Here is a 20,227-nt window from a genome sequence, read left to right as displayed (position 1 = left end):
GGTCCGCGTCTCCACAGCCAGTCCGAAAAGGTCGCGGCGATCGCGTCAGATAATGTCGCACCGGTGATCGCGGGTCCCCTGGGGACCCGCGGGGCGCATTCTCAATTGCCTTGGATTTACCTGGCAAGACCGGCATTCATATACGCTGTATGGAGCAAAAGTACATTGCTTCGCGTCACGAGGGCGACTGAAGCCGGGCGTTCGTCTGGTGATCCTCCACTTCGCTCCGCGTTACAAATAAATGCCGGCGGCGGTCAGCAGATCGATAGAGCCAAAAAAAGCCACCCCGAAGGGTGGCCAAAGTCAGGGAGGAAACGCCATAACGGGCCTCTGGGATCAGGCAGCAGCCTGGTCGATCGGTGAGAAGGGTAGCCCGAGGCTTTCGGCCACCGCCTTGTAAGTTAGCCGGCCTCGATGGACGTTGAGGCCTGCGCGCAAATGCGGGCTTTCGAGCACGGCGGAAAAACCTTTTTGAGCCAGAGCCAAACCAAACGGCAGCGTCGCGTTATTCAGTGCCTGGCTCGAGGTCAGCGGCACGGCGCCGGGCATATTGGCCACGCAATAATGAATGACGCCATCCACTTCGTAAGTTGGATTAGCGTGAGTGGTTGGATGCGATGTCTCAAAGCAGCCGCCCTGATCGATAGCGACGTCCACGAGCACCCCCCCCTTGCGCATCGAGCTCAGCATGCTCCGGCGGACCAGCTTCGGCGCGCTCGCACCTGCAACGAGCACCGCACCAATCACCACATCCGCCGCAAATACCTCTTCCTCCACGGAGTCAATGGTCGAAAACCTGGTGCGAACGCGTCCTTCGAATAGCTGGTCCAACTCGCGGAGCCGAGGTATCGAACGGTCGATGATGGTCACCTCAGCGCCCAGACCGACCGCCATGCGTGCCGCGTGCGTACCAACGACGCCACCTCCAAGCACCACGATTCGGGCCGGCTGAACACCGGGCACACCACCGATCAACAGCCCTCGTCCGCCTGCACTCCGCTTAAGGGCGCTACCTGCCGCTTCGATCGCAAGCCGACCCGCGACCTCGCTCATCGGCGCCAGCAGTGGAAGACCACCATGCGCATCAGTTACGGTCTCATAGGCGATCGCGGTGCATCCAGATTTCAGGAGGCCCATGGCCTGATCGGGGTCGGGGGCCAGATGCAGATAAGTGAACAGGATCTGATTCTCCCGCAGCTGACACCATTCGGACGGCTGAGGTTCCTTAACCTTTACGATCATCTCGCTCGATGCGAATACCTCAACTGCGGAAGTTAGAATCGTTGCGCCAGCATTGCGATAATCGTCATCGGTTGCACCAATGCCAGCGCCAGCATCGGTCTCGATCATCACGCGGTGACCCGCTGCCACGTATTCGCGGACAGCTCCAGGGGTAAGGCCCACGCGATATTCGTGCGCCTTGATTTCCTTGGGGACTCCGACCTTCATTTGAAAACTCCTGCCTAGAGCGCCTTTCTAATCGGAAGCGCGCAGCGATATCGCGATGGAGCCGCCAAAATGGCACAGGAATTCAGCGATATTTGACAAATTTCGCAGGATTTCAAACCCACGGCGTGCCGAGCGGCTCGTGTGAGCATGCCCGCTGTGCTTAACCGTCGAAAGTGCGCGATGGCGACGACTTCGTTTCGAATTGCGTTCTCGGCTTGTGGAAAAGCTAGCCCGTCTTATTCGCAAGAGTGCGCCTGAGGGGCTGGCGAGCGTGGTGTAAAGCGCTGATACGGCGTAGGATTCGGTTGCGAAGCCAACCCATCACCTTCAACCGCGAACGCCACACCCGCCATGACCGACGATACGATTCCGCCCTTTTCGTTTCCAGCCGTTCACGCCAAGAAAGTCACAGCTGCCTCGATGGTGGGCGCCTAACCTCGAATGGGGGCGTGATGCTTCTGGCGATGGCCGAGCGGCGTCTTGGCTTGGCCGACAATTTGGCCCGGGTGTTCCCGGATCGGCGCGATCCGACGCGGGTCGTGCACAGCCTTGTCGATATGTTCCGCGCGCGCATGTTCGCGATCTGCTGCGGCTACGAGGACGCCGACGACCTCGATCATCTGAGGTCCGATCCCGCATTCAAGCTGGCCTGCGGACGGCTGCCGGACAGCGGTCGCGATCTGTGTTCCCAACCGACGCTGTCGCGCCTGGAGAATGCTCCGCGCCAGCGCGACGTGATCCGACTGACCTACACTTTGGTCGACGCATGGATGGATAGCTACCCGCGCGAGCCGGCATCCGTCACGCTCGACATCGACGATAGCTGCGATGTCGTCCACGGCCATCAGCAGCTCTCGCTGTTCAACGCTCATTATGACGAGCGCTGCTTTCTGCCGATCCACGTCTACGACACGGAGAAGAGCCGGCCCGTGGCAGTCGTGCTGCGGCCCGGCAAGACGCCGGGCGGCGTCGAGGTGTGTGCCCATCTGCGCCGCCTGGTACGGCACATCCGCACGCGATGGCACGACACGCGAATTACGTTCCGTGGCGACGGGCACTATGCCCGGCCGGAGGCAATGGCGTGGTGCGAGACCAACGGCATCGACTACATCCTCGGTCTGTCCGGCACCAAGCCGCTCGCCAGAAAAGTCGACGAGGTCGCCGACAACATCCGGATCACATGCTTCCGATGGAAGCAGGTAATCGCAACGAACTGTCGAGAATGCGGCTCTCGACGCGGCTCGACATCCCGTAACGCCGTGCCAAAACAGACTTCAGTTCCGTGCGCGTCGCCATGCTCAATCGCCTCATCGCCGCCTCTGCGCTCCGTTGCTATTGGGGAGCAATTTACGTGAGGCAACAACTCCGTATTCAGGAGCATTTCTGACGAGGCAATGCGGGATCGTTCCGAGGCTTGTCAGATTGTCGACAGCAAAGCCTCGTAGCATGAGAACGTCTCCATCTAGACTTCATCTGACGACCGAAGAGACGACATCCATGAATGCAGAACAGGCCCGGCTTGGCGCTGGCACTCCTTCCGAAACTTCAGAATCCGAGGCTTCCGAACGAGGGGCTCCCGCCCCGGCGCAGTGGGTCGAAGCCTTGACGGAGGCGGGCACCGACGCCGCCTCGTCGCGCGACCAGGTCCTGGCGGGCTGGGTTGCCGAAGAGGGGCAGGGCGAACACGAGAATCGGCAAGAGGCGGTCAGTCGAATGAGGGATTGGCGAGAAGCGGGCGATGTCGATGAGGCGCTGGATCTGTCGTCCTTGTCCCTGACCGCCTTGCCCGCCCCCCTCCTGGCCCGGCTGCGCCGCCTGAACGTCGACGACAATCAGCTGAACAGCTTGCCCGATACCCTTCCGGCCGGTCTCCAGCGGCTCTACGCCAGCAACAATCGGCTGACCAGCTTGCCCGACCTTCCAATCGGGCTCCGGCGGCTCTATGCCATCAGCAACGGGTTGACCAGCCTGCCCGCAGACTTGCCGCCCGGGCTGCGTCGCCTGAGCGTCGACAACAACCAGCTGACTAGTCTGCCCCCCCTTCCGGGAACGCTTCAGGAGCTGGACGCCAGTGGCAACAGGCTGACCAGCCTGCCCGAGCTTCCCGCCGAACTCCAGCGGCTGAACGTCGACTACAATCAGCTGACCAATCTGCCCCACCCCCTCCCCGCCGGGCTCGAATGGCTCAGCGCCAGCCACAACCAGCTGACCAGCTTGCCAGAGCCGGTACCGGCCGAGCTCCTGTGGCTCGGCGCCAGCAACAATCAGCTGACCAGCGTGCCCGAGACCCTGCTGACGCAGCTAGGCCAAGAGTCCAGCGTTGATCTGGAGAATAATCCGCTGCCCGAGCCGGTGCGGACCAATCTGGCGATAGCAATGCATGCCGGAGACTATGCCGGTCCGCAGATCTTTTTCCCGGTGCCCGAAGGAGCGATGGAAGTTGAGCCGCGGCCTCTGCACGAGGTTATCGCGGACTGGCTCGCAGACGACCCGACGACACTGGCCGAATGGCAGCACTTTGCGGATGAGCCAGGCGCCCAAGACTACGCACGGTTCCTAGAGCGGCTACGAGGGACCGTGAACCATGGCAATCACGAGTTTCGGCAGGCAGTGACTGATGATTTGCGGCGGGCGGCGACCAATCCGAGATTGCGCGAGCAGTTTTTCACGCATGCTTCCGAGGCCAACTTGAGTTGCGATGATCGCGTTACTTTGCACTGGAACGGTATGCAGACCGCGCGCCTTAACGCTGACGTCGAGGACGGAGTTTATGATGATCGGCTCGGCGAACTGATCCAGCGCGGCCGTGTTGCGTTCCGCTTGGAGGCGCTGGACGGGATCGCGCGCGACAGGGTCAACTCGCTCGTCAGGGTCGACCCGAGCATAGACGAGATCGAAGTCTACCTGGCCTATCAACATCTGCTGCGCGAGCCGCTCGAGCTCAGTCACGTCGCCCCCAACATGCAATTCCTGGCGGTCTCTCACGTAACCCCGGATGATGCTGCGCGGGCGCTGGACCTGGTTCGGGAGCAGGAAGCGAACCAGTTCGACGCTTACATGGCAACCCGCTGGCACCCCTGGGAGACGGTGCTGAGGCGCATCGCTCCGGGCGAACATGCAGCGATGCAAGACCGGCGCGTCGAAGCCATGGGCGAGGAATTTCAAACCCGCTTGAATCATCGACTGGCCGAGAAGGGCTTGTTAGGCGACCTGGATGCCGAGCGGGTGCTCGGAGCCCAAGTCCGAAACCAAATCGCTGGCGAGATCAATCGCGAAATCATGGACCGACTGCTCGCAGACCGTGGCCTCGAACAATGAGACTTCACCGGGTCACCGAAGGCGGCCCGCCCCGGTTCCCACAGATCGTGGCGTGCGGATTGTTCCCGCACCGACGCTCTTCGACAGTTGGTTCACAGTGCGTATTTCGCAAAAACCGGACAGTGGTTTCGCTAACTAAGGGACAGCAATTTCGCTAAATCACGGACAGTACTGCTGCGGCGGGCTTTCGGTTGCCTGATTGAAGGAATCGGCAACAGGGGGCCTTGCGAATTAGGGTTTCAGACAACATGGGCTCGCATTCGGTAGATTTGTCATCTCTCTCCCGGCGAGCTCAATCGTGAGCGCAACGGATTCGCAATCTCTGCCGAAAAGACATCCATGCGTCAGCCCAACAATGAGATCAGGTCGCCGTATCGGCACAGTGATCGCCTGCACGTCCGGCTCGCCCAGGGATGTGGCGCGGATCGCCCTTTAGTCGCGCGGCACTTTGTAGCCGCCACATTCACGCGCGTCGTTTCTGCAAGCAAGAGCAGCTTCGCAAGCCTCATCGGCAACTCCTGTGACTGGGCCACCTTTCCATCCATCTGACGGCGGCAGCTGCTCGTTCGCCATCAGCAATTCCTGTGCCGCGTGCGCACTGTGGCGCGCTCTATGCTCTACGTGAGAGAAATTCGCATAGACGCACGACGTCGCTGTGGAGCGGATCTAACGATCTGTCAGATTTACGGCATCTTTGTTCCCGAGCAGACAGCGACAGTCGCGCAACGAAACGGCAGCATTTGACGCCCCGAGACATGCCTGTTTGGTTTGTCGATGGCTCAAAGGCCGCACTCGCCGCGCCGGTAATGGAACGGATCGCAGAAAGCCTGCCGTTGGCAGCAACGCGAACGATCTAGCGGAGAAATCATTGTAACGCTGCTTCTGCGACGCGGCAAAAGGCGCGCGGGGCCAAGAGCGAAGGCCGCCTCTCAACCAACCTGCCTAATGGGAATCGTTAGCACACGCCTGGAGACAAATGCCCTTTGCACGAAAACAAGCTTCGCCGCTAGCGACAACGCAGTGCATCCATAGGCGATTTTTCCGTGCAATCGACTTCCTAAATCAGGCTTCCATCGCATGGATGCCTACAATCCAAACTATCAATTTTACCGATGTAGCCTACTGTTGCATCCATCTCCGCAATCGGCGCATGTCGATCACGCTAGGCTTCCAGGCCGATCCGTGACTCCGCTAATGCGCCCAGCCGATCAAGTTACGAGTCACGCTGCAACTTCTCGTTCGACCTTGCGAACGCGGTTTGAGCACTCAAGCCGATGCCACCCGGAGACAGGCAGTTTGTCCGCGACTACTTAATCGGCCGCAGTTTGCGCGTCTGGTGCATATCTTGCTTAACGAGAAAGGATACGTAACTGAACGCCTGCCCTTGGAACGACGCGCCGGCTCTCGGAACCGTCTCCAATTGGACCCGGCTAAAAAATGATGAGTCTCGTATGACGCTGTCTCCTCTCAACGACGGGACGGCTCACATTCGAGTATTTTCGGGAAGGAAGCGTCATGACCACCATGGCAACTGCGGCGCCCGCGCGCGCGTCGCAAACTTGGTATAAGATTCTCTACGTCCAAGTGCTGATTGCGATCTTGATTGGCGCCATGGTCGGCTGCCTATGGCCGTCCGTCGCGACCAACGACTGGGTCAAGGCGCTCGGTGACGGGTTCATCAAGCTCATCAAGATGGTGATCGCGCCGATTATTTTCTGCACCGTCACATCTGGTATCGCGCATATTCAAGATGCGAAGAAAGTCGGGCGCGTCGGCGTCAAGGCGCTGGTCTATTTCGAGATCGTCTCCAGCTTTGCATTGCTTTTGGGCCTCGTTATGGGCAATCTGGTCCAAATCGGACATGGCCTTGCGGTTAAGCCGAATGCTGCGGCGGTCGCCAATTACGTCAAGCAGGCGGAAGCCTCGAAGACCGTTGATATCTTTCTCAACATCATTCCCGATACCGTGGTCGGCGCCTTCTCTCGCGGCGATGTTCTGCAGGTTCTCCTATTCGCGATCCTATTCGGCTTTTCGCTGATGGCGCTGGGAGAGCGTGGGGAGCGCCTGCGCGGCATCATTGACGACGTCGCGAACGCGGTGTTCGGCGTAATCGCTATCATAATGAAAGCGGCCCCGATCGGCGCCTTCGGCGCCATGGCCTTCACGATCGGCAAGTTCGGGCCGGCAGCACTCGGCAATCTGATCGGTCTGATCGCGCTGTTTTACGCTACGGCGGCGCTATTTGTGGCGGTGGTGCTCGGTCTGATCGCGCGCCTCGTAGGCTTTTCAATATTCAAGTTCATTATCTATATCAAGGACGAGCTTCTGATCGTGCTCGGCACTTCGTCCTCTGAAAGCGCGCTGCCGCAATTGATGGAGAAGCTCGAACGGCTGGGCTGCTCCAAGCCCGTGGTCGGCCTGGTGGTGCCTACTGGCTACTCCTTCAACCTCGACGGCACCAATATCTACATGACACTTGCGACATTGTTTATTGCCCGGGCACTCGGGGTCGATCTCACCTTTGGCCAGCAGCTCACGATCCTGCTCGTGGCAATGCTAACGTCGAAGGGAGCAAGCGGCGTCACCGGCGCCGGCTTTATCACGCTCGCTGCAACGCTGTCGGTGGTCAATCCGGCGCTGGTGCCGGGCATGGCAATCGTGTTTTCGATCGACAAGTTCATGAGCGAGGTGCGCGCCCTTACCAACATCACCGGCAATGGCATCGCCGCCGTGTTCGTATCCTGGTGGGAAAACGAGCTCGAGCACAAGACGCTGCAGGCTCGTCTCAACCAGCCCACCGTTTCCAGCACTATCGTAAAAGAACAATGAGGTAGGTCCCGGACTTGACCGCCGCCATTCGAAGACGCATCGAATGCAAGCGGAGCCACATTTCTCGCACTTCGAATCCGCACAGTCGACTTGACACGAGCCGGGACTTTCTCACGCGATCTCCAGTGCGCAGCCCTCCGCGTCGCGCCCGGCAGCCGCCCCTGAAAAGATGCCCCACGCGAGCAAAAAGAGTAGGAGCTTTTTAACAGTCATTTCAAGCGCGTCTTTGGCCGTCAATGCTCCCGGCTATCTGAACGCTTGTGCAACATTTTGCCGGGCTAGATAACATGATAGCGACAGAACGTGTCAGCCTGACGGAGCTGGGTGTTGGTCCAGCCAACAAATGCCGATGTGCGCGGTCACTGCACTTGCCTCGCCCGACCACGCACACGGCTGGTGCCGGTCCGGCGTCGTTGCGCGCTCGATTGCGGCTAACTACTCGGGGAAAGGTCCTCCACATCTGGCGTGCTGGCCCTAGGGCACCAAAGCAGTCGCGTAACTTCGCCCTCGCTTTTTGACACATGACCATTGCGCTTTCTTCCGCATGACCGATCGTGCCGGCGAGATGAGTGGTCCGGCAGCTTGTCCCTGCTCTTGCCGGGTTCGGCGAGGGGCGCCTGATTGTTCCGCCTCCAGGTCTTGGGGAAACTGCAGCCGCTGTCCTTGTGCCGTTGGCGTAAGGGGGTTGTCATCGGCCGCAGCCTCAAGCGCCTGCCCTGAGGTTATCGACAGCTGAGGAAAGCAGACATCTCAGCTTCGAATGCAGGCGCGCCGGCGCGCAATATTAGAATGTTTAGAACAACTATACGTATGTCTATGATGCGTTTTTTCTCGGCGCGTGCTGAGTTCCGCAGCAAGCAATCAATCTCGGAACCGCCCACCAGGGGCCGGGCGGCGGGGATTGCCCCATTTTTGCCTAAAATGTTATAGTTCTCCCGCCGGAAAGGCCGGACGTTATCAAAATGCGTAGCCACATCAGCAATTTTAAACGTTCAGCTCCTCAATTTACTTTCGGCAGCATAACGCTGGCCGCGGTAACACTGCTTTGCTTGTACCTTCAGTCGCATTTCGCCGCGACGGCGTTCGCCTATTTGTTAGTGGTCTTGCTGTTTTCATTGATGGGCAGCTTCGTCGCGTCATCAGCGCTCTGCATCCTAGCCATCGCTGCTCTCACCTACTACTTTGCGCCGCCGGCGTTCAGTCTGCGAATCGATGACCCGCAAGATCTTCCGGTAGTTGTTGCTTTTTTTATTGTCTCGATTGTGGGAACGCACCTGATCGGAAAGCTCCGCCAGGAAAGAGAGGCTGCGCGTGTGGCCGCGGCCAAGCTTCAGCAGAGTGCGGCGGATTTAGAGGATCGCGAAAAACGCTGGCGCGCAATCTTCGAGCACAATCCGGCCATGTACTTCATGGTCGATGAAGCCGGCACTGTCCTCAACGTCAATACGTTCGGCGCGACACAACTCGGTTATGCTCGTGCTGAACTGACCGGTCAATCCGTGCTGCGCGTTTTTCTTGAGGAGGATCGCGCGTTCGTTCGCCAATGCGTTCGGAAATGCCTTGAGGATATCGGACAATCGCGCACTTGGGATGTCCAGAAAGTCAGGAAGGACGGCTCGATATTGTGGGTACGTGAAAACGCCAAAGCCATGCTCTGGACCGATGACCAGCCCATCATCCTTATAGCCTGCGAAGATATCACGGAGCGAAAGCGGACCGAACTTGCCCTGCAGCGGAGCGAAGCACATTTGGCCCAGGCGCAGGAGTTGAGCCATACGGGCAGCTTCAGCTGGAACGCCACCACCGGCAAGGCCCTCTGGTCAAAGGAAACATTTCGGATTTTCCAACTAGACCCTGAGACGGTCCCGACGCCGCAGCTCGTCGTTGAGCGCACTCATCCAGATGATAGGGCTTCGGTTCGAGAAACTATCGATCGAGGGATGCGAGACCTGAGCGATTTCGAGCACGAATACCGGCTGCTGCTACCGGACGGCTCGGTGAAGCACATCCATGCGCGGGCACGAGTCACGAGAACTGCCTCTGGTGAGATCGAGTTTGTTGGGGCAGCTACGGATATCACGGCGGCGAGGCGAGCAGAACAGCAGCTGCGCCGGAGCGAGGCCTATCTGGCCGAAGCCCAGCATCTCAGTCACACGGGCAGCTGGTCCTGGGACGTCTACGGTCTAGATTTCGTGTATCGCTCCGCCGAGGTCGATCGTCTGTTTGGCTTTAGCCCACAAGAGCCGGTATCGATAGAGACCATTCGATCGCGCATCCATCCGGACGACTTGCCGCGGCTACAGGAGGTGCAGCGCCAGGCAATTGAACACAAGGAGGGGCGGTTCGAATATGATTTCCGTATCCTTCTACCAGATGGCGGGATCAGGCGCATACACGCCGTTGCGCACGTGGTGGTCGGCAGCGACGGTAACGTCAGCGAGCTGATCGGAACACATATGGATGTCACCGAACAGCACGCAGCTAGGGAACGCCTGGAGAACACACTTGCTGCGCTGCGCGAAAGCGAACAGCGCTTTCGCGACTACGCCGAAACAGCTTCCGACTGGCTCTGGGAGACCGGGCCGGATCATCAGGTCACTCACTTATCCGAGCACACCGGCACTGCGGGAATTTTGGCGACAGAAGTGATGGGCCTGCTTCGCTGGGACATTGCGTGCGACGTCGAAGAGGAACCCGAGAAGTGGCGGCAGCATCGGGCGATGTTGGAGGCCCATCTCCCGTTTCGGGATCTCGTCTACCGCACCGTGACTCGGATGGGATCTCTGATCTACGTCCGCACGAGTGGCAAGCCTTTTTTCGATGGAAAGGGCAATTTTCTCGGCTACCGCGGCGTCAGCACTGATATCACCGCTACCATTCGCGCCGATCAAGCCGAACAAGCACTACGAAAGGCACAGGCGGAGCTTGCGCATGTGACGCGTGTAACGACGTTAGGCGAGCTGACAACTTCCATCGCCCACGAAATAAACCAGCCACTCGCCGCTATTATCAGCAACGCCGATGCGTGCCTCGGTTGGATGGGTCGCGACGCTCCTGATCTTTCCGCCGCGCGCTCTTCGGTGGAGTGGATCATCGAAGACGCGATCCGGGCAAGCGAGGTGATCCGTCGTGTTCGCACACTCGCGAAGAAAGGCCAGATTGAGATGGTGCCGCTCGATATCAATGAGGTCGTTAAGGACGTCATTGCGCTGGTAACACGAGAGCTGGTTAGCCACCGAGTGACGTTACGAACCGAGTTGACGGCCGCGCTGCCCATGATCTTCGGCGACCGGATTCAGCTACAACAGGTGATCATCAATCTGGTGATGAACGGAATCGAAGCCATGGACGCCGTTACAGACCGGACGCGCGAACTGCTGATTCAATCATCAAAGGACGATCTGGGGCACGTGCAGCTTGCCGTGACCGATTGCGGCGTCGGGGTCGCCGAAGACGACGCGGACCGCGTCTTAGATCCCTTCTTCACCACAAAGGCGAGTGGCCTTGGAATGGGTCTTTCGATCTGCCGATCGATCGTGGAAGCTCACGGAGGGCGGCTGTCAATCGTCCACAAAGATGGACCGGGCGCGACCTTCCAGTTTGCCCTGCCGCTGCATAAGGAGGCCGTCTCGTGACAGGACGATTTGACTCGCCAGGTGAAGGCAGCAATGCCGAGGCGTCGACAAAGCCGATAGTCTTCGTCGTCGAGGATGACATCTCCCTGCGTCGCTCGCTTACGAACCTTTTTCGATCGGTAGGGTTGGACGTGGTTGCATTCGGATCGGCCCGCGAAATGCTGCAGAGCACAGTTCCGGACGTTGTTAGCTGTCTCGTTCTTGATGTCCGGCTGCCAGGCTTGAGCGGCCTTGAATACCAGACCGAGCTGGCGAGGTTAAACATACATATTCCGATCATTTTCATTACCGGCCATGGCGACGTTCCCATGAGCGTCAGGGCCATGAAGGAAGGAGCGGTCGATTTTCTCAGCAAACCGTTTCGCGACCAGGAACTCCTTGATGCCGTGGTTGCGGCGACCGAACGCGATCGCAAAAGACGGCAGGCTCAGCAGACCGTCGCGAAGCTGCAGTCTCTATTTGAAACCTTAAGCCCGCGCGAGCAGGCGGTGATGAAACTGGTCGCGGCCGGCCTGATGAACAAGCAGGTAGCAGCCGAGCTTGGGCTCGCCGAGATTACGGTCAAGATCTACCGTGGACACGTCATGAAAAAGATGCGTGCCCGGTCGCTGGCCGACTTGATCAGAATGACTGAGACGCTGGGAATCCGCGCCAATCGTCCCGAATAAACCCACGTATGATTTTACAATTTCGTCACTCAAGCCCACTTTCGGCGAATGTGGCTACTACTTTGGCAGCCACTATACCCGCGTCGGGAGGGCTCGTGTTGTCTACGCCTTTGATTTCCGTCGTTGACGACGACGCCTCAGTCCGTGCGGCGACAGAGAACCTTTTGAAATCGCGTGGCTACATCGTCCGAATATTTGCGTCGGCCGAGGAACTCTTGCGGTCGCCGCAGTTGAACGAGACATCCTGTGTCATTACCGATGTGCAGATGTCGGCTATGAGCGGCCTGGAGCTGTTGGCAGAGATGCGGACGCGTGGCTACGACGCACCGTTCATTTTCATTACGGCTTTCCCCAACGACCGCGTGCGCGCGTCAGCCCTGGGCGCCGGAGCGATTGGCTTCCTCGCCAAACCCTTTGGCGGACAAGCGTTAATCGAGCTCCTCGATACCGCACTGAAGGCGTATGGTGGCCGAGAGGGCATCTGATGCAATCAACCTGCAGCTTGGGTTCATGTCCGATCTAAACGCTCCACGCGACGACAATCTCGCCAGGACGACGGATTAAGTTGTTCTCCGTGACGAATGCGGACGAGCGCTGATTTAAGCGATCTTTTGAGCCGGGACAGTTTCGGCGAAGGCGCGGATGATGGCAAGCAAGAGTTCTGCGAGCCATCGCGGGAGCAGGCCGAAGTTGTAGCTGGCCGCGGCGAGGACGGCGTTGATGCGGTCACCGACGCGGCCTTTGAGATAGTTCCGGTCCATGCGGTGCTCGGCCTTGACGTGACCGATGACGGGTTCGACAGCCGCGCGACGCTTCATCTCGCTCCGGATGGAAGCCGTGACGCGGCGAACCTGACCCGAGATCCAGACCCTGAACCGGTGCGGGTAGTTGGGCCGCAGTACCCCTTTTCGACGTGGATACGACGAGCCTCCATGCCGGTGAGCTTCTCCATGTCGGCGACCACGGGGCCGAGCGTGTGGCCGTCAAAGGGATTGCCTGCAGCGCCTTGGTACGCTCGTGCCATTGGCATTCATCAGGTTTGATGAGAGGCGGCGAGCACGCCCGAGGATGCTCCTCCATTAGAAATCAGGTCGATCGATGATTGACCTGCTGACGCCGGAGTTGCGCCGCGCCACCTCATGTCGGGTTCTGGGTGTCGACGTTGCAGTGGAGTTCGCGGACGAGCCGCCTTCCATATTTTGGCCGATTTCCAGACTTTGAGCAACGATATCGCTAGAAAAGTTATCAAACTTCGATTCGTGGAAGCGCGCCCCGCGCGTTCGGCGTCAATGCTCATTTATCCAAATCCGCATTTCGCCTTCGCCGCGGTTAGCCCAGCTGAACCACGGAATGAATGTCAGCCGCTGCGGTTCTAGCTGTCCAGCCACTTTGTCGTACTGATAAAGAACCGCTTCTTCAGAATGGGTGTGTTGCAACCGCGCCCCGTCAGCCTGCAGCAAGATCTTGCCGTTAAAGAGACCAGTTCCTTCGACAAGGGAAAACCGACTGTCTGCATGAAGCCAAACGTTGTGTAACTCGGTCCCATTGTCGGCTTCCTCCAGACAATAAATTAACGGGCCACGCTGGATGGCCACCTTGCCGGCCAAATTGCGAACTTGTGGATGGCCGTATACGCGACGCACTTGCATCGGCAGCGATAGTTTGACGCGATCTCCCTGCCGCCATGTTCGACGAATGTGCAAATAGCCCTTGCGCGGCTCGCAATTGACAGGCTCGCCGTTCAGGCTCGCCTGCGGCGCGCTACACCATTCCGGCAGGCGCAGGGCGAGCGTGTGGGCAATTGGCGGCGCAGATTCGACGGCGATTTCCACCTCGTCTCTCCAGGGATAGCTGCCGCTTACGAGCAACTGCAGCGTATGTCCGTCGATGGATATAGCCACCCTATTACCAACGTAGAGGTTTACATAGAGCACGTCGGTGCGGGGCGTGTAGATGTAATGACCAATCGATGTGAAAAGGCGTGCGATGTTCGGTGGACAGCACGCGCAGCCAAACCAGCGTCGTCGCACCGGCGAGACGTGATTGTAGATGCCATTAGACCTCAGCGTTTTAGGATGCACTTCGAGCGGGTTAACATAGAAATAGTGACGCCCGTCGAACGCGATACTGCCGAGAACGGTATTGTAGAGCGCGCGCTCCATCACCTCCGCATAGCGACCGTCCAGTTCCATCTCCAGCATACGGCGTGCGAACATCATCAGGCCAATCGATGCGCAACTTTCCGCGTACGCCGTATCATTCGGCAGATCGTAATCGCTGCTGAACGCTTCGCCAGCGACTTGCGAGCCGATGGCTCCGGTAATATAGATCTGGCGCTGGACCATGTTTTGCCATAGCCGTAGGCAAGCTTGGCGCTGCTGCTCGTTCTGGCGCAGACGCGCGAGATGAGCTACCGCGGTCATGAGGTATACAAAACGAACCGCATGACCGATTGCAGTCCGCTGCTCCGAAAGTGGCAAGTGCGCTTGGCTATACGCTTTATTTTTTATCATCCAAGGCGTGCCGTCCGATTTGGGGACGCAGGATTGCTGGCGTTTCTCGTACTCAATGTCGTAGAAGTGTGGCTCCGTGCCGCGTTGCTCCACGAAATAGTTGGCTAGCGTGAGATATCGCTGCTCCTTTGTCGCTTCGTAGAGGCGTGCCAACGCAAGTTCGATTTCCGGATGGCCATCGTAGCCGTGCAACTGATCGCGCTCCGGGCCAAAAACTCTGCCGATGTGGTCAGCAAGCCTGCAAACGACCTCCAGCAATCGCCGTTTGCCAGTCGCCTGAAAGAACGCGACACCCGCTTCAATCAAGTGGCCGGCGCAATAAAGCTCGTGGTACTCCGCTAGGTTGGTCCAGCGCTCCTGAGGCGCGTTCAGTATGAAATAAGTGTTGAGGTAGCCGTCGCCGCATTGGGCCGCCGCAATCAATTCAATCAGCTCATCAGCGGCTTTCTCCAGGTCTGGATTGGGTGCCTGGCATAGCGACCATGCAGCCGCCTCAAGCCATTTTGCGACGTCACTGTCCTGAAAAACCGTGCCATGGAACTGGCCCCTCGCACGTCCGGCGGCAAGGCGGAAGTTCTCTACCGCGTGGCTCGGTATTGCCTCGGGATCGCGATCGTTCAGCACCTCCCATTGGTAGGGAATTGTCACTTCCCTGACCAGCTGCTGGCATTTCCCAATCAGCGGATCCAAGACCTGTAGGTCGTGAAGATCGACTTCGGCCACATTCCGATCATTCATCTCGTTCCTCCTTGGAGTATTGCGAACGGACGCCTAACCCAGCAAGCCAGCTCACTATGTTGCGTTGTTGAGGTTGTGACCCTAAGATTTGCGTGCATAATCATATTTCGGTGCGAGCGTTGAAACGATAGAGACGTAGAGGCTGCCCTACGGCGCCGCACTCCCAGACATGCGCTGACAGCAGTCTCGTTCGAGGAGCGGGATAGCAATTCCCATGCCGAGAATGAGGAGCGGTTGTTCTGGTCAACCAGATCTACGGCTCCGCGATAGGAACCCGATGCGATCGCTGGCCCACCAACCGAATTTGCCAGTCGTGCCAAATCCCGCGTCGCCGCGAGGCTGGTCGATCCTGCTATACGAGCCGGTCGGCTGTCGCTGGGTCAGATAATGGCCAATAATACTTGCCTGCCGCACATAGCCGGTGGCGCCGCGTCCTTCCGACGCGGCGAATTACCTGCACTTGATTCCAGGCGCTCGGCTTTGCGCGGGAATGTCCGGTTTCTAACGATCCTTTGATGACGCGTAGCAGGTGGGGAGGGCCGCGGTGGCGCGTGCGGCTTAACCGGATTGAATGAGTTGCTGCTACGCGCGATCTAAGGGAGAAACTCGACCGCTAATCCCAAGCAATCGTTTCGGGGGCGAAGCGCGTGCTCAACTTCCCGACGTGGCGCGAATGCTGGCGGTCATGAAAAGTAAGTTGTCGCGCGCAGGCGCTGCCAATGAATTAGCCGCGGCGGAGCGACCCGAAGCTGTCTGCACCGATTTGCTCGTCGGCTTCGGCAAGGTGTGAGGATTAGTTCTGCATCGCGTTTCAGGCTAATCTGGCCCTGCAAAGCGGTTGCAGGCTGGGTAACCAGGAGCCGACTTGGATCTCCCCATTGTCCGCAATTCCCGATTGTTATCGACCGTTCCACTCGAGCGGCAGGAAGGTAACGCTCACTCCCATTGGCGATAGTCAGGGTTGAGGATGATGACGCAAGCACGACTGATTCTGCTCATCCAGCTGAATCGGTCTATGATTGACCTGCTGATGCCGGGATCGTTCTCCGTCTGAGATCGCCCACGCCATAGTCACGCTCAGATCGTCGTCTAGCCGCTCAGCGGAGCACGGGCGGGTTGACGAGGGCATTGCCTGAGGTCGCGCAGCATACGGCAGCTACGAGCAACTTCGGATGTCCTCCGTGAAAAACGCGGACGAGCGCTGATTTAAGCGATCTTTTGAGCCGGGACAGTTTCGGCGAAGGCGCGGATGATGGCACGCAAGAGTTCTGCGAGCCATCGCAGGAGCAGGCCGACGTTGTAGCCGGCCCGCGGCGAGGACGGCATTGATGCGGTCGCCGACGCGACCTTTGAGATAGTTGCGGTCCATGCGGTGTTCTTGCCTGGATCGATACCGATCGTGACCATCGTATGGGGCATGGCTTGCGCTCCTTCTCTTACCGGGGACTTTATGTTGCCGCCGGGAGCGGGCGTGGTCCATGCCATTAACTCGTAGGGCGCGCGGGCTTTCCCCTTGCCGAGACCTCCGGCGCATGTAACGCATAGACCTTGGGGCCGCGCTGATGCTGATCCTGGGTGCGCACCCGCTGCGCCAGATCGAGCAGCGGGCCAAAGCGCGCTTCCAGCACCGCATCGCCATCAATCTTGCGGCGGATGTCGCGGATGATCCGGCCAAGCCGCGTCCGCAGGAACTTGAGTCGACGCCGAGCGCGCTTGAACTGATGAGCGTGGGTATAGCGGCCGACCATGATGGCGGCGCGCTTGGCCAGGCGCAGATAGCTCTGGCGCAGCGGCACACGGTTGCGCTTGGCGAGCCCGACGAGCTTGGTGATGGCCCGATGCATCAGCCGCGTGTCGGTCGGATGCGCAACGGCCTTGGGCTGCACCGTGGTATCGACTACCACCCGCTCCAGGTCCTTGGGACCGATGGCGCCTGTCTTGTGCGCCACCGACAGACTTTCCTGGATCAGCGCGACGAGCTGCTCCTCGCCGAGCCGCTGGCGCCAGCGCGTCATCGACGATCGATCGAACGGCAGCCGGTGGCAGAAGCTCAACTCGCCGCAGAAATATTGTCGAGTAGGCCGAGGGAGTTTCACCCTCGGCCGCTCACAGATCCGGACGTGATACTCTCGCATCATCCGGCTCCTGTCATCCAACCGTGGCCCGTCCAAGCTTTTGCCAATGGACAAAGAGCTTTGGATTTTGCTTCGCCATCTCGTTGAGTTTCCGCAACGACCGTCCCCGATGGCCCTTCAGTTGCTTGTACTTGCACCGAAGCCACGCGCCGAGGCGCTCATCGAAGTACTCATAGAGCCTACGCAGTTCCGTCGGGTAGAATCGCCCGTAGTATTGATCCCAGCCCCGAAGGACGGGGTGAGACTACGCGCGATGTCTTCAAGCGGAAGCGGCGAGTGCCGAGGCAAGCGCCATCCTCGAATGCGAGCCCTCATCTTCTTGAGAGAGTTCGGACTCACGCCCGGAAGGAAGCAGGTGAAGATCCTGCCCCACCGGTTCTTCGCCATACGGGGGCGGAAGCTAAAGCCTAGGAAGTCAAAATGGATACGCGGGTAGTCGATTGCTGTCAGCGCAGTAGACCACTTTAGTCTTCTCCGGATGCAGCAATAAATGGCAGTCAGCAAACCGTCGTTCCAGCGCCGATTTAAGTTCCTCCGCTTCCTGCCGCGTGCGGCAATGGCAGATGATGTCGTCGGCGTAGCGTTCGAACGGAATGTGGGGATAAGACCCTTTCATCCAAACGTCGAACACGTAGTGCAGGAACAAGTTTGCCAGGATTGGACTGACGGCTCCCTGAACGCAAATGATAACTTCCGCTTTGAACGCGTCATCGTCGGCTGGCGTGATAGAGCCGTTGTTGATTTGAGACGCAAAAGGTAATACCGTTATGTCATATGATTCGATCGACGCAAGCGCAGAAAGCCGAGCGGCTGAGGGCGGCGCGACGCTTGCTCGCGAAGAAAATCGGCATGGCGGAGGCGGCCTTGGTGCTGTCGCGCGAAAGCGGCTTGTCGCTGCGGCAGGCCTATCGCTATCTCGAAGTGGCCAAAAGCAGGGAGCGGCTCCTTCCCGCGCCGCAGCCATCAGTGACGCTCTCCCTGAAGATGCCGGCCGATCTTGCCCAAAAACTCCAGACGCATGCGACGGCTTCCAGGCTTTCGGCAAGCGAGGTGATGCGCCGAGCGGTGGCCGCTTATCTCGCGTCTGTCCGCGAAGATGGCTGAGCGGCGAAGAAAACGCGACGTTCGACTCGAATTTGCGTTCGATCGCCTCGTCGCCGTCAAACTTGAACAGGTTTACGAAATTCTCGTTCCAGATCAGGTGCGCTTCGCGCGCGCTGGCGCCGATGTGACGGGAGGCGAAGATGAAGACCGCCGCGATTTACGCCAGAGTGTCGTCGGACAAACAGAAGGAGGAGAACACGATCGCCAGTCAGACGAGCGCGCTGATCGCTTTCGCGCGCGAGCAGAACTGCGACGTGCCGGCGGAATGGGTGATCGAAGACGACGGCTATAGCGGCGCGAGCTTGTTGCGCCCCGGACTTGAACGACTGCGCGATCTCGCCGCAGAAGGGCGGATCCAAGCCGTGCTCGTCTACGCTCCCGATCGGCTGAGCCGGCGCTATGCGCATCAAATCCTTCTTATCGAAGAGTTCGCGCGCGCCGGCGTCGAGGTCTTGTTCATTCGCTCGAGACGGGCAGCGACGCCGGAAGACGAGCTCCTGCTGCAGTTTCAGGGCATGATCGCCGAATATGAACGCGCTCAAATCCTGGAACGGTCGCGGCGAGGGAAGCGCCATCGCGCCCTTCAAGGCCAAGTGAGCGTGCTTTCCGGCGCTCCGTTTGGCTATCGCTACAAGCGCAAGACCGATCACTCGGCCGCCTATTATGAGATCGACGAGCGACAGGCCGGTATCGTGCGCTGGGTCTACGAGCTTTACACCGCAAAAAACCACAGCATCGGCGCCATCACGCGCCTGCTCAATGAGCGCCAGATTCCGACAGCCAAAGAAACAGGCCGCTGGGAGCGCTCGACGGTCTGGGCGATGCTGCGCAATCCGGCGTATAAAGGAACGGCCTGCTTTGGCAAGACGCGGATCGCGCCGCGCATGCGTGTGACGCGGCCGTTGCGATTGCGCGGCGGCGTCGCGCCTCGCAATAGCGCCAATCATGAGCTTCCTCGCACAGCGTGGATCGAAATCCCCGTGCCGACCATCATCAGCGAAGAGACCTTCGCATTGGCGAACGAGCTTTTGGAAGCCAACAAGAAGCATGCCCCGCGACGCACGATCACGCCGAGCGCCCTGCAAGGATTGTTGAGCTGCGCCAAATGCGGCTATGGGCTCTATCGCACCTCCACCAGGTCGAGCGCTCGAACCATCCATTACTACCGCTGCTTGGGCTCGGATGGCCGGCGCCGGCTCGGCGGGCCGGTCTGCGACAGTCGCCCGATGCGCCAGGATTTGCTGGACGAGGTGGTATGGAAAGAGATCGCGCGTTTACTTGAAGACCGACACCTCATCGAAGACGAACTTGAGCGCCGCCTCAAGGCGGCGCGCAACGCCGATCCCTATAGCGCGACAATCAGGGGTTCTTCCGCACATTTGGTGCAGCTTGGTAGCTTGGGTTGGATAGGTTGCCCGGTCATACTCAAGCAGCCAGAAGGACACGTCGACGTAATAGCGGATAGCTTGCCCGGCCATACATTTGTCGTTTGATGGCTTTGATCCTGCTGATCTGGCCTTCGACTGGACTGGTTGTCCAGGAGGTAGTTATTGCCGCTCGGACCGCGTCGATGTCGCGCGCGATGCCGTTGGCGAAGCTCTTGAGCTCGCTGGTGGCTGCTTGTGCGATCCATTTATCGAGCTCGGCGATGTCGCTGCCCCTGAGAAGAGACACAAACCTCTTCGCTAGCTCTGCTGTCGTGGCGAGTTCCGGAGCTCGCGCAAACAAGTGACCGAGGAACAGCCTGGCGTCAGCATCGATCTGATCCAGATCCCGGCTCAAATACCAAGCACAGCGACGACGCGAGGGAGCTTTCCAGGTTGGGTGCGGTTGTGCTG

General features: G+C 59.1%; 11 protein-coding genes and 4 pseudogenes. 8 read left to right on the top strand and 7 right to left on the bottom strand.

The features are described 5' to 3' along the window. Positions 1-336: 336 nt before the first annotated feature. Positions 337-1,449 (bottom strand): alanine dehydrogenase, encoded by a 1,113-nt coding sequence (gene ald / locus WN73_RS18655; protein ID WP_271554206.1) that lies wholly within the window; start codon positions 1,447-1,449, stop codon positions 337-339. Between the two features lie 351 nt (positions 1,450-1,800). Here ald and WN73_RS18650 point away from each other — a divergent pair. The 6 genes and pseudogenes from WN73_RS18650 to WN73_RS18625 form a co-directional block, all read left to right on the top strand. Beyond that, a pseudogene (locus WN73_RS18650) lies at positions 1,801-2,624 on the top strand (IS1380 family transposase); the annotation flags it as partial. 322 nt (positions 2,625-2,946) lie between these two features. Further along, positions 2,947-4,767, top strand: coding sequence for an NEL-type E3 ubiquitin ligase domain-containing protein (locus tag WN73_RS18645; RefSeq protein WP_097669299.1), 1,821 nt, complete (start codon positions 2,947-2,949; stop codon positions 4,765-4,767). Between the two features lie 1,515 nt (positions 4,768-6,282). Continuing rightward, a complete protein-coding gene (gene dctA / locus WN73_RS18640; protein ID WP_271554202.1) occupies positions 6,283-7,596 on the top strand; it encodes a C4-dicarboxylate transporter DctA in 1,314 nt (437 codons plus the stop codon). Between the two features lie 962 nt (positions 7,597-8,558). Next, positions 8,559-11,231 carry a PAS domain S-box protein gene (locus WN73_RS18635; RefSeq protein ID WP_097669511.1) on the top strand — a complete coding sequence of 891 codons (2,673 nt, stop codon included), beginning with the start codon at positions 8,559-8,561 and terminating at the stop codon, positions 11,229-11,231. Next, entirely contained in the window at positions 11,228-11,899 is a 672-nt protein-coding gene (locus tag WN73_RS18630; protein WP_097669510.1) for a response regulator transcription factor, read from the top strand. Before WN73_RS18635 ends, WN73_RS18630 begins: the two co-directional genes overlap by 4 nt. Before the next feature lie 98 nt (positions 11,900-11,997). Continuing rightward, positions 11,998-12,384, top strand: coding sequence for a response regulator transcription factor (locus WN73_RS18625; RefSeq protein WP_161533237.1), 387 nt, complete (start codon positions 11,998-12,000; stop codon positions 12,382-12,384). Between the two features lie 114 nt (positions 12,385-12,498). Here WN73_RS18625 and WN73_RS18620 read toward each other — a convergent pair. From WN73_RS18620 to WN73_RS18600, 5 genes and pseudogenes are all read right to left on the bottom strand, one after another. Beyond that, a pseudogene (locus WN73_RS18620) lies at positions 12,499-12,896 on the bottom strand (IS5/IS1182 family transposase); the annotation flags it as partial. A gap of 289 nt (positions 12,897-13,185) precedes the next feature. Next, a complete protein-coding gene (locus WN73_RS18615; protein ID WP_161533236.1) occupies positions 13,186-15,150 on the bottom strand; it encodes a glycoside hydrolase family 127 protein in 1,965 nt (654 codons plus the stop codon). Between the two features lie 1,206 nt (positions 15,151-16,356). Further along, positions 16,357-17,231, bottom strand: a pseudogene (locus WN73_RS18610) (IS5/IS1182 family transposase); the annotation flags it as partial. A 67-nt stretch (positions 17,232-17,298) separates the two neighbouring features. Continuing rightward, positions 17,299-17,511: pseudogene (locus tag WN73_RS18605) on the bottom strand (group II intron maturase-specific domain-containing protein); the annotation flags it as partial. 189 nt (positions 17,512-17,700) lie between these two features. Continuing rightward, on the bottom strand, positions 17,701-17,916 hold the full coding sequence (locus WN73_RS18600; RefSeq protein WP_271554271.1) for a reverse transcriptase domain-containing protein: 216 nt from the start codon (positions 17,914-17,916) through the stop codon (positions 17,701-17,703). A 143-nt stretch (positions 17,917-18,059) separates the two neighbouring features. Between WN73_RS18600 and WN73_RS18595 the strand changes: the two genes are divergently transcribed. Together WN73_RS18595 and WN73_RS18590 are read left to right on the top strand one after the other, a co-directional pair. After that, the gene (locus tag WN73_RS18595; RefSeq protein ID WP_011084760.1) at positions 18,060-18,389 is read left to right on the top strand and encodes a ribbon-helix-helix protein, CopG family; all 330 of its coding nucleotides are present in this window, start codon (positions 18,060-18,062) and stop codon (positions 18,387-18,389) included. Between the two features lie 140 nt (positions 18,390-18,529). Further along, on the top strand, positions 18,530-19,882 hold the full coding sequence (locus tag WN73_RS18590) for a recombinase family protein (protein WP_271554192.1): 1,353 nt from the start codon (positions 18,530-18,532) through the stop codon (positions 19,880-19,882). On the opposite strand, the gene WN73_RS18585 is transcribed toward WN73_RS18590, so the two are convergent. After that, on the bottom strand, positions 19,815-20,227 hold a 413-nt coding region (locus WN73_RS18585; RefSeq protein WP_271554191.1), incomplete at its 5' end, for a transposase. The genes WN73_RS18590 and WN73_RS18585 overlap by 68 nt on opposite strands.

This window comes from Bradyrhizobium sp. CCBAU 45394 (genome assembly GCF_028128655.1).
GTDB lineage: Bacteria > Pseudomonadota > Alphaproteobacteria > Rhizobiales > Xanthobacteraceae > Bradyrhizobium > Bradyrhizobium diazoefficiens.
Note: the sequence above shows the minus strand (reverse complement) of the source record. Positions and strands in the feature narration are given on the sequence as shown.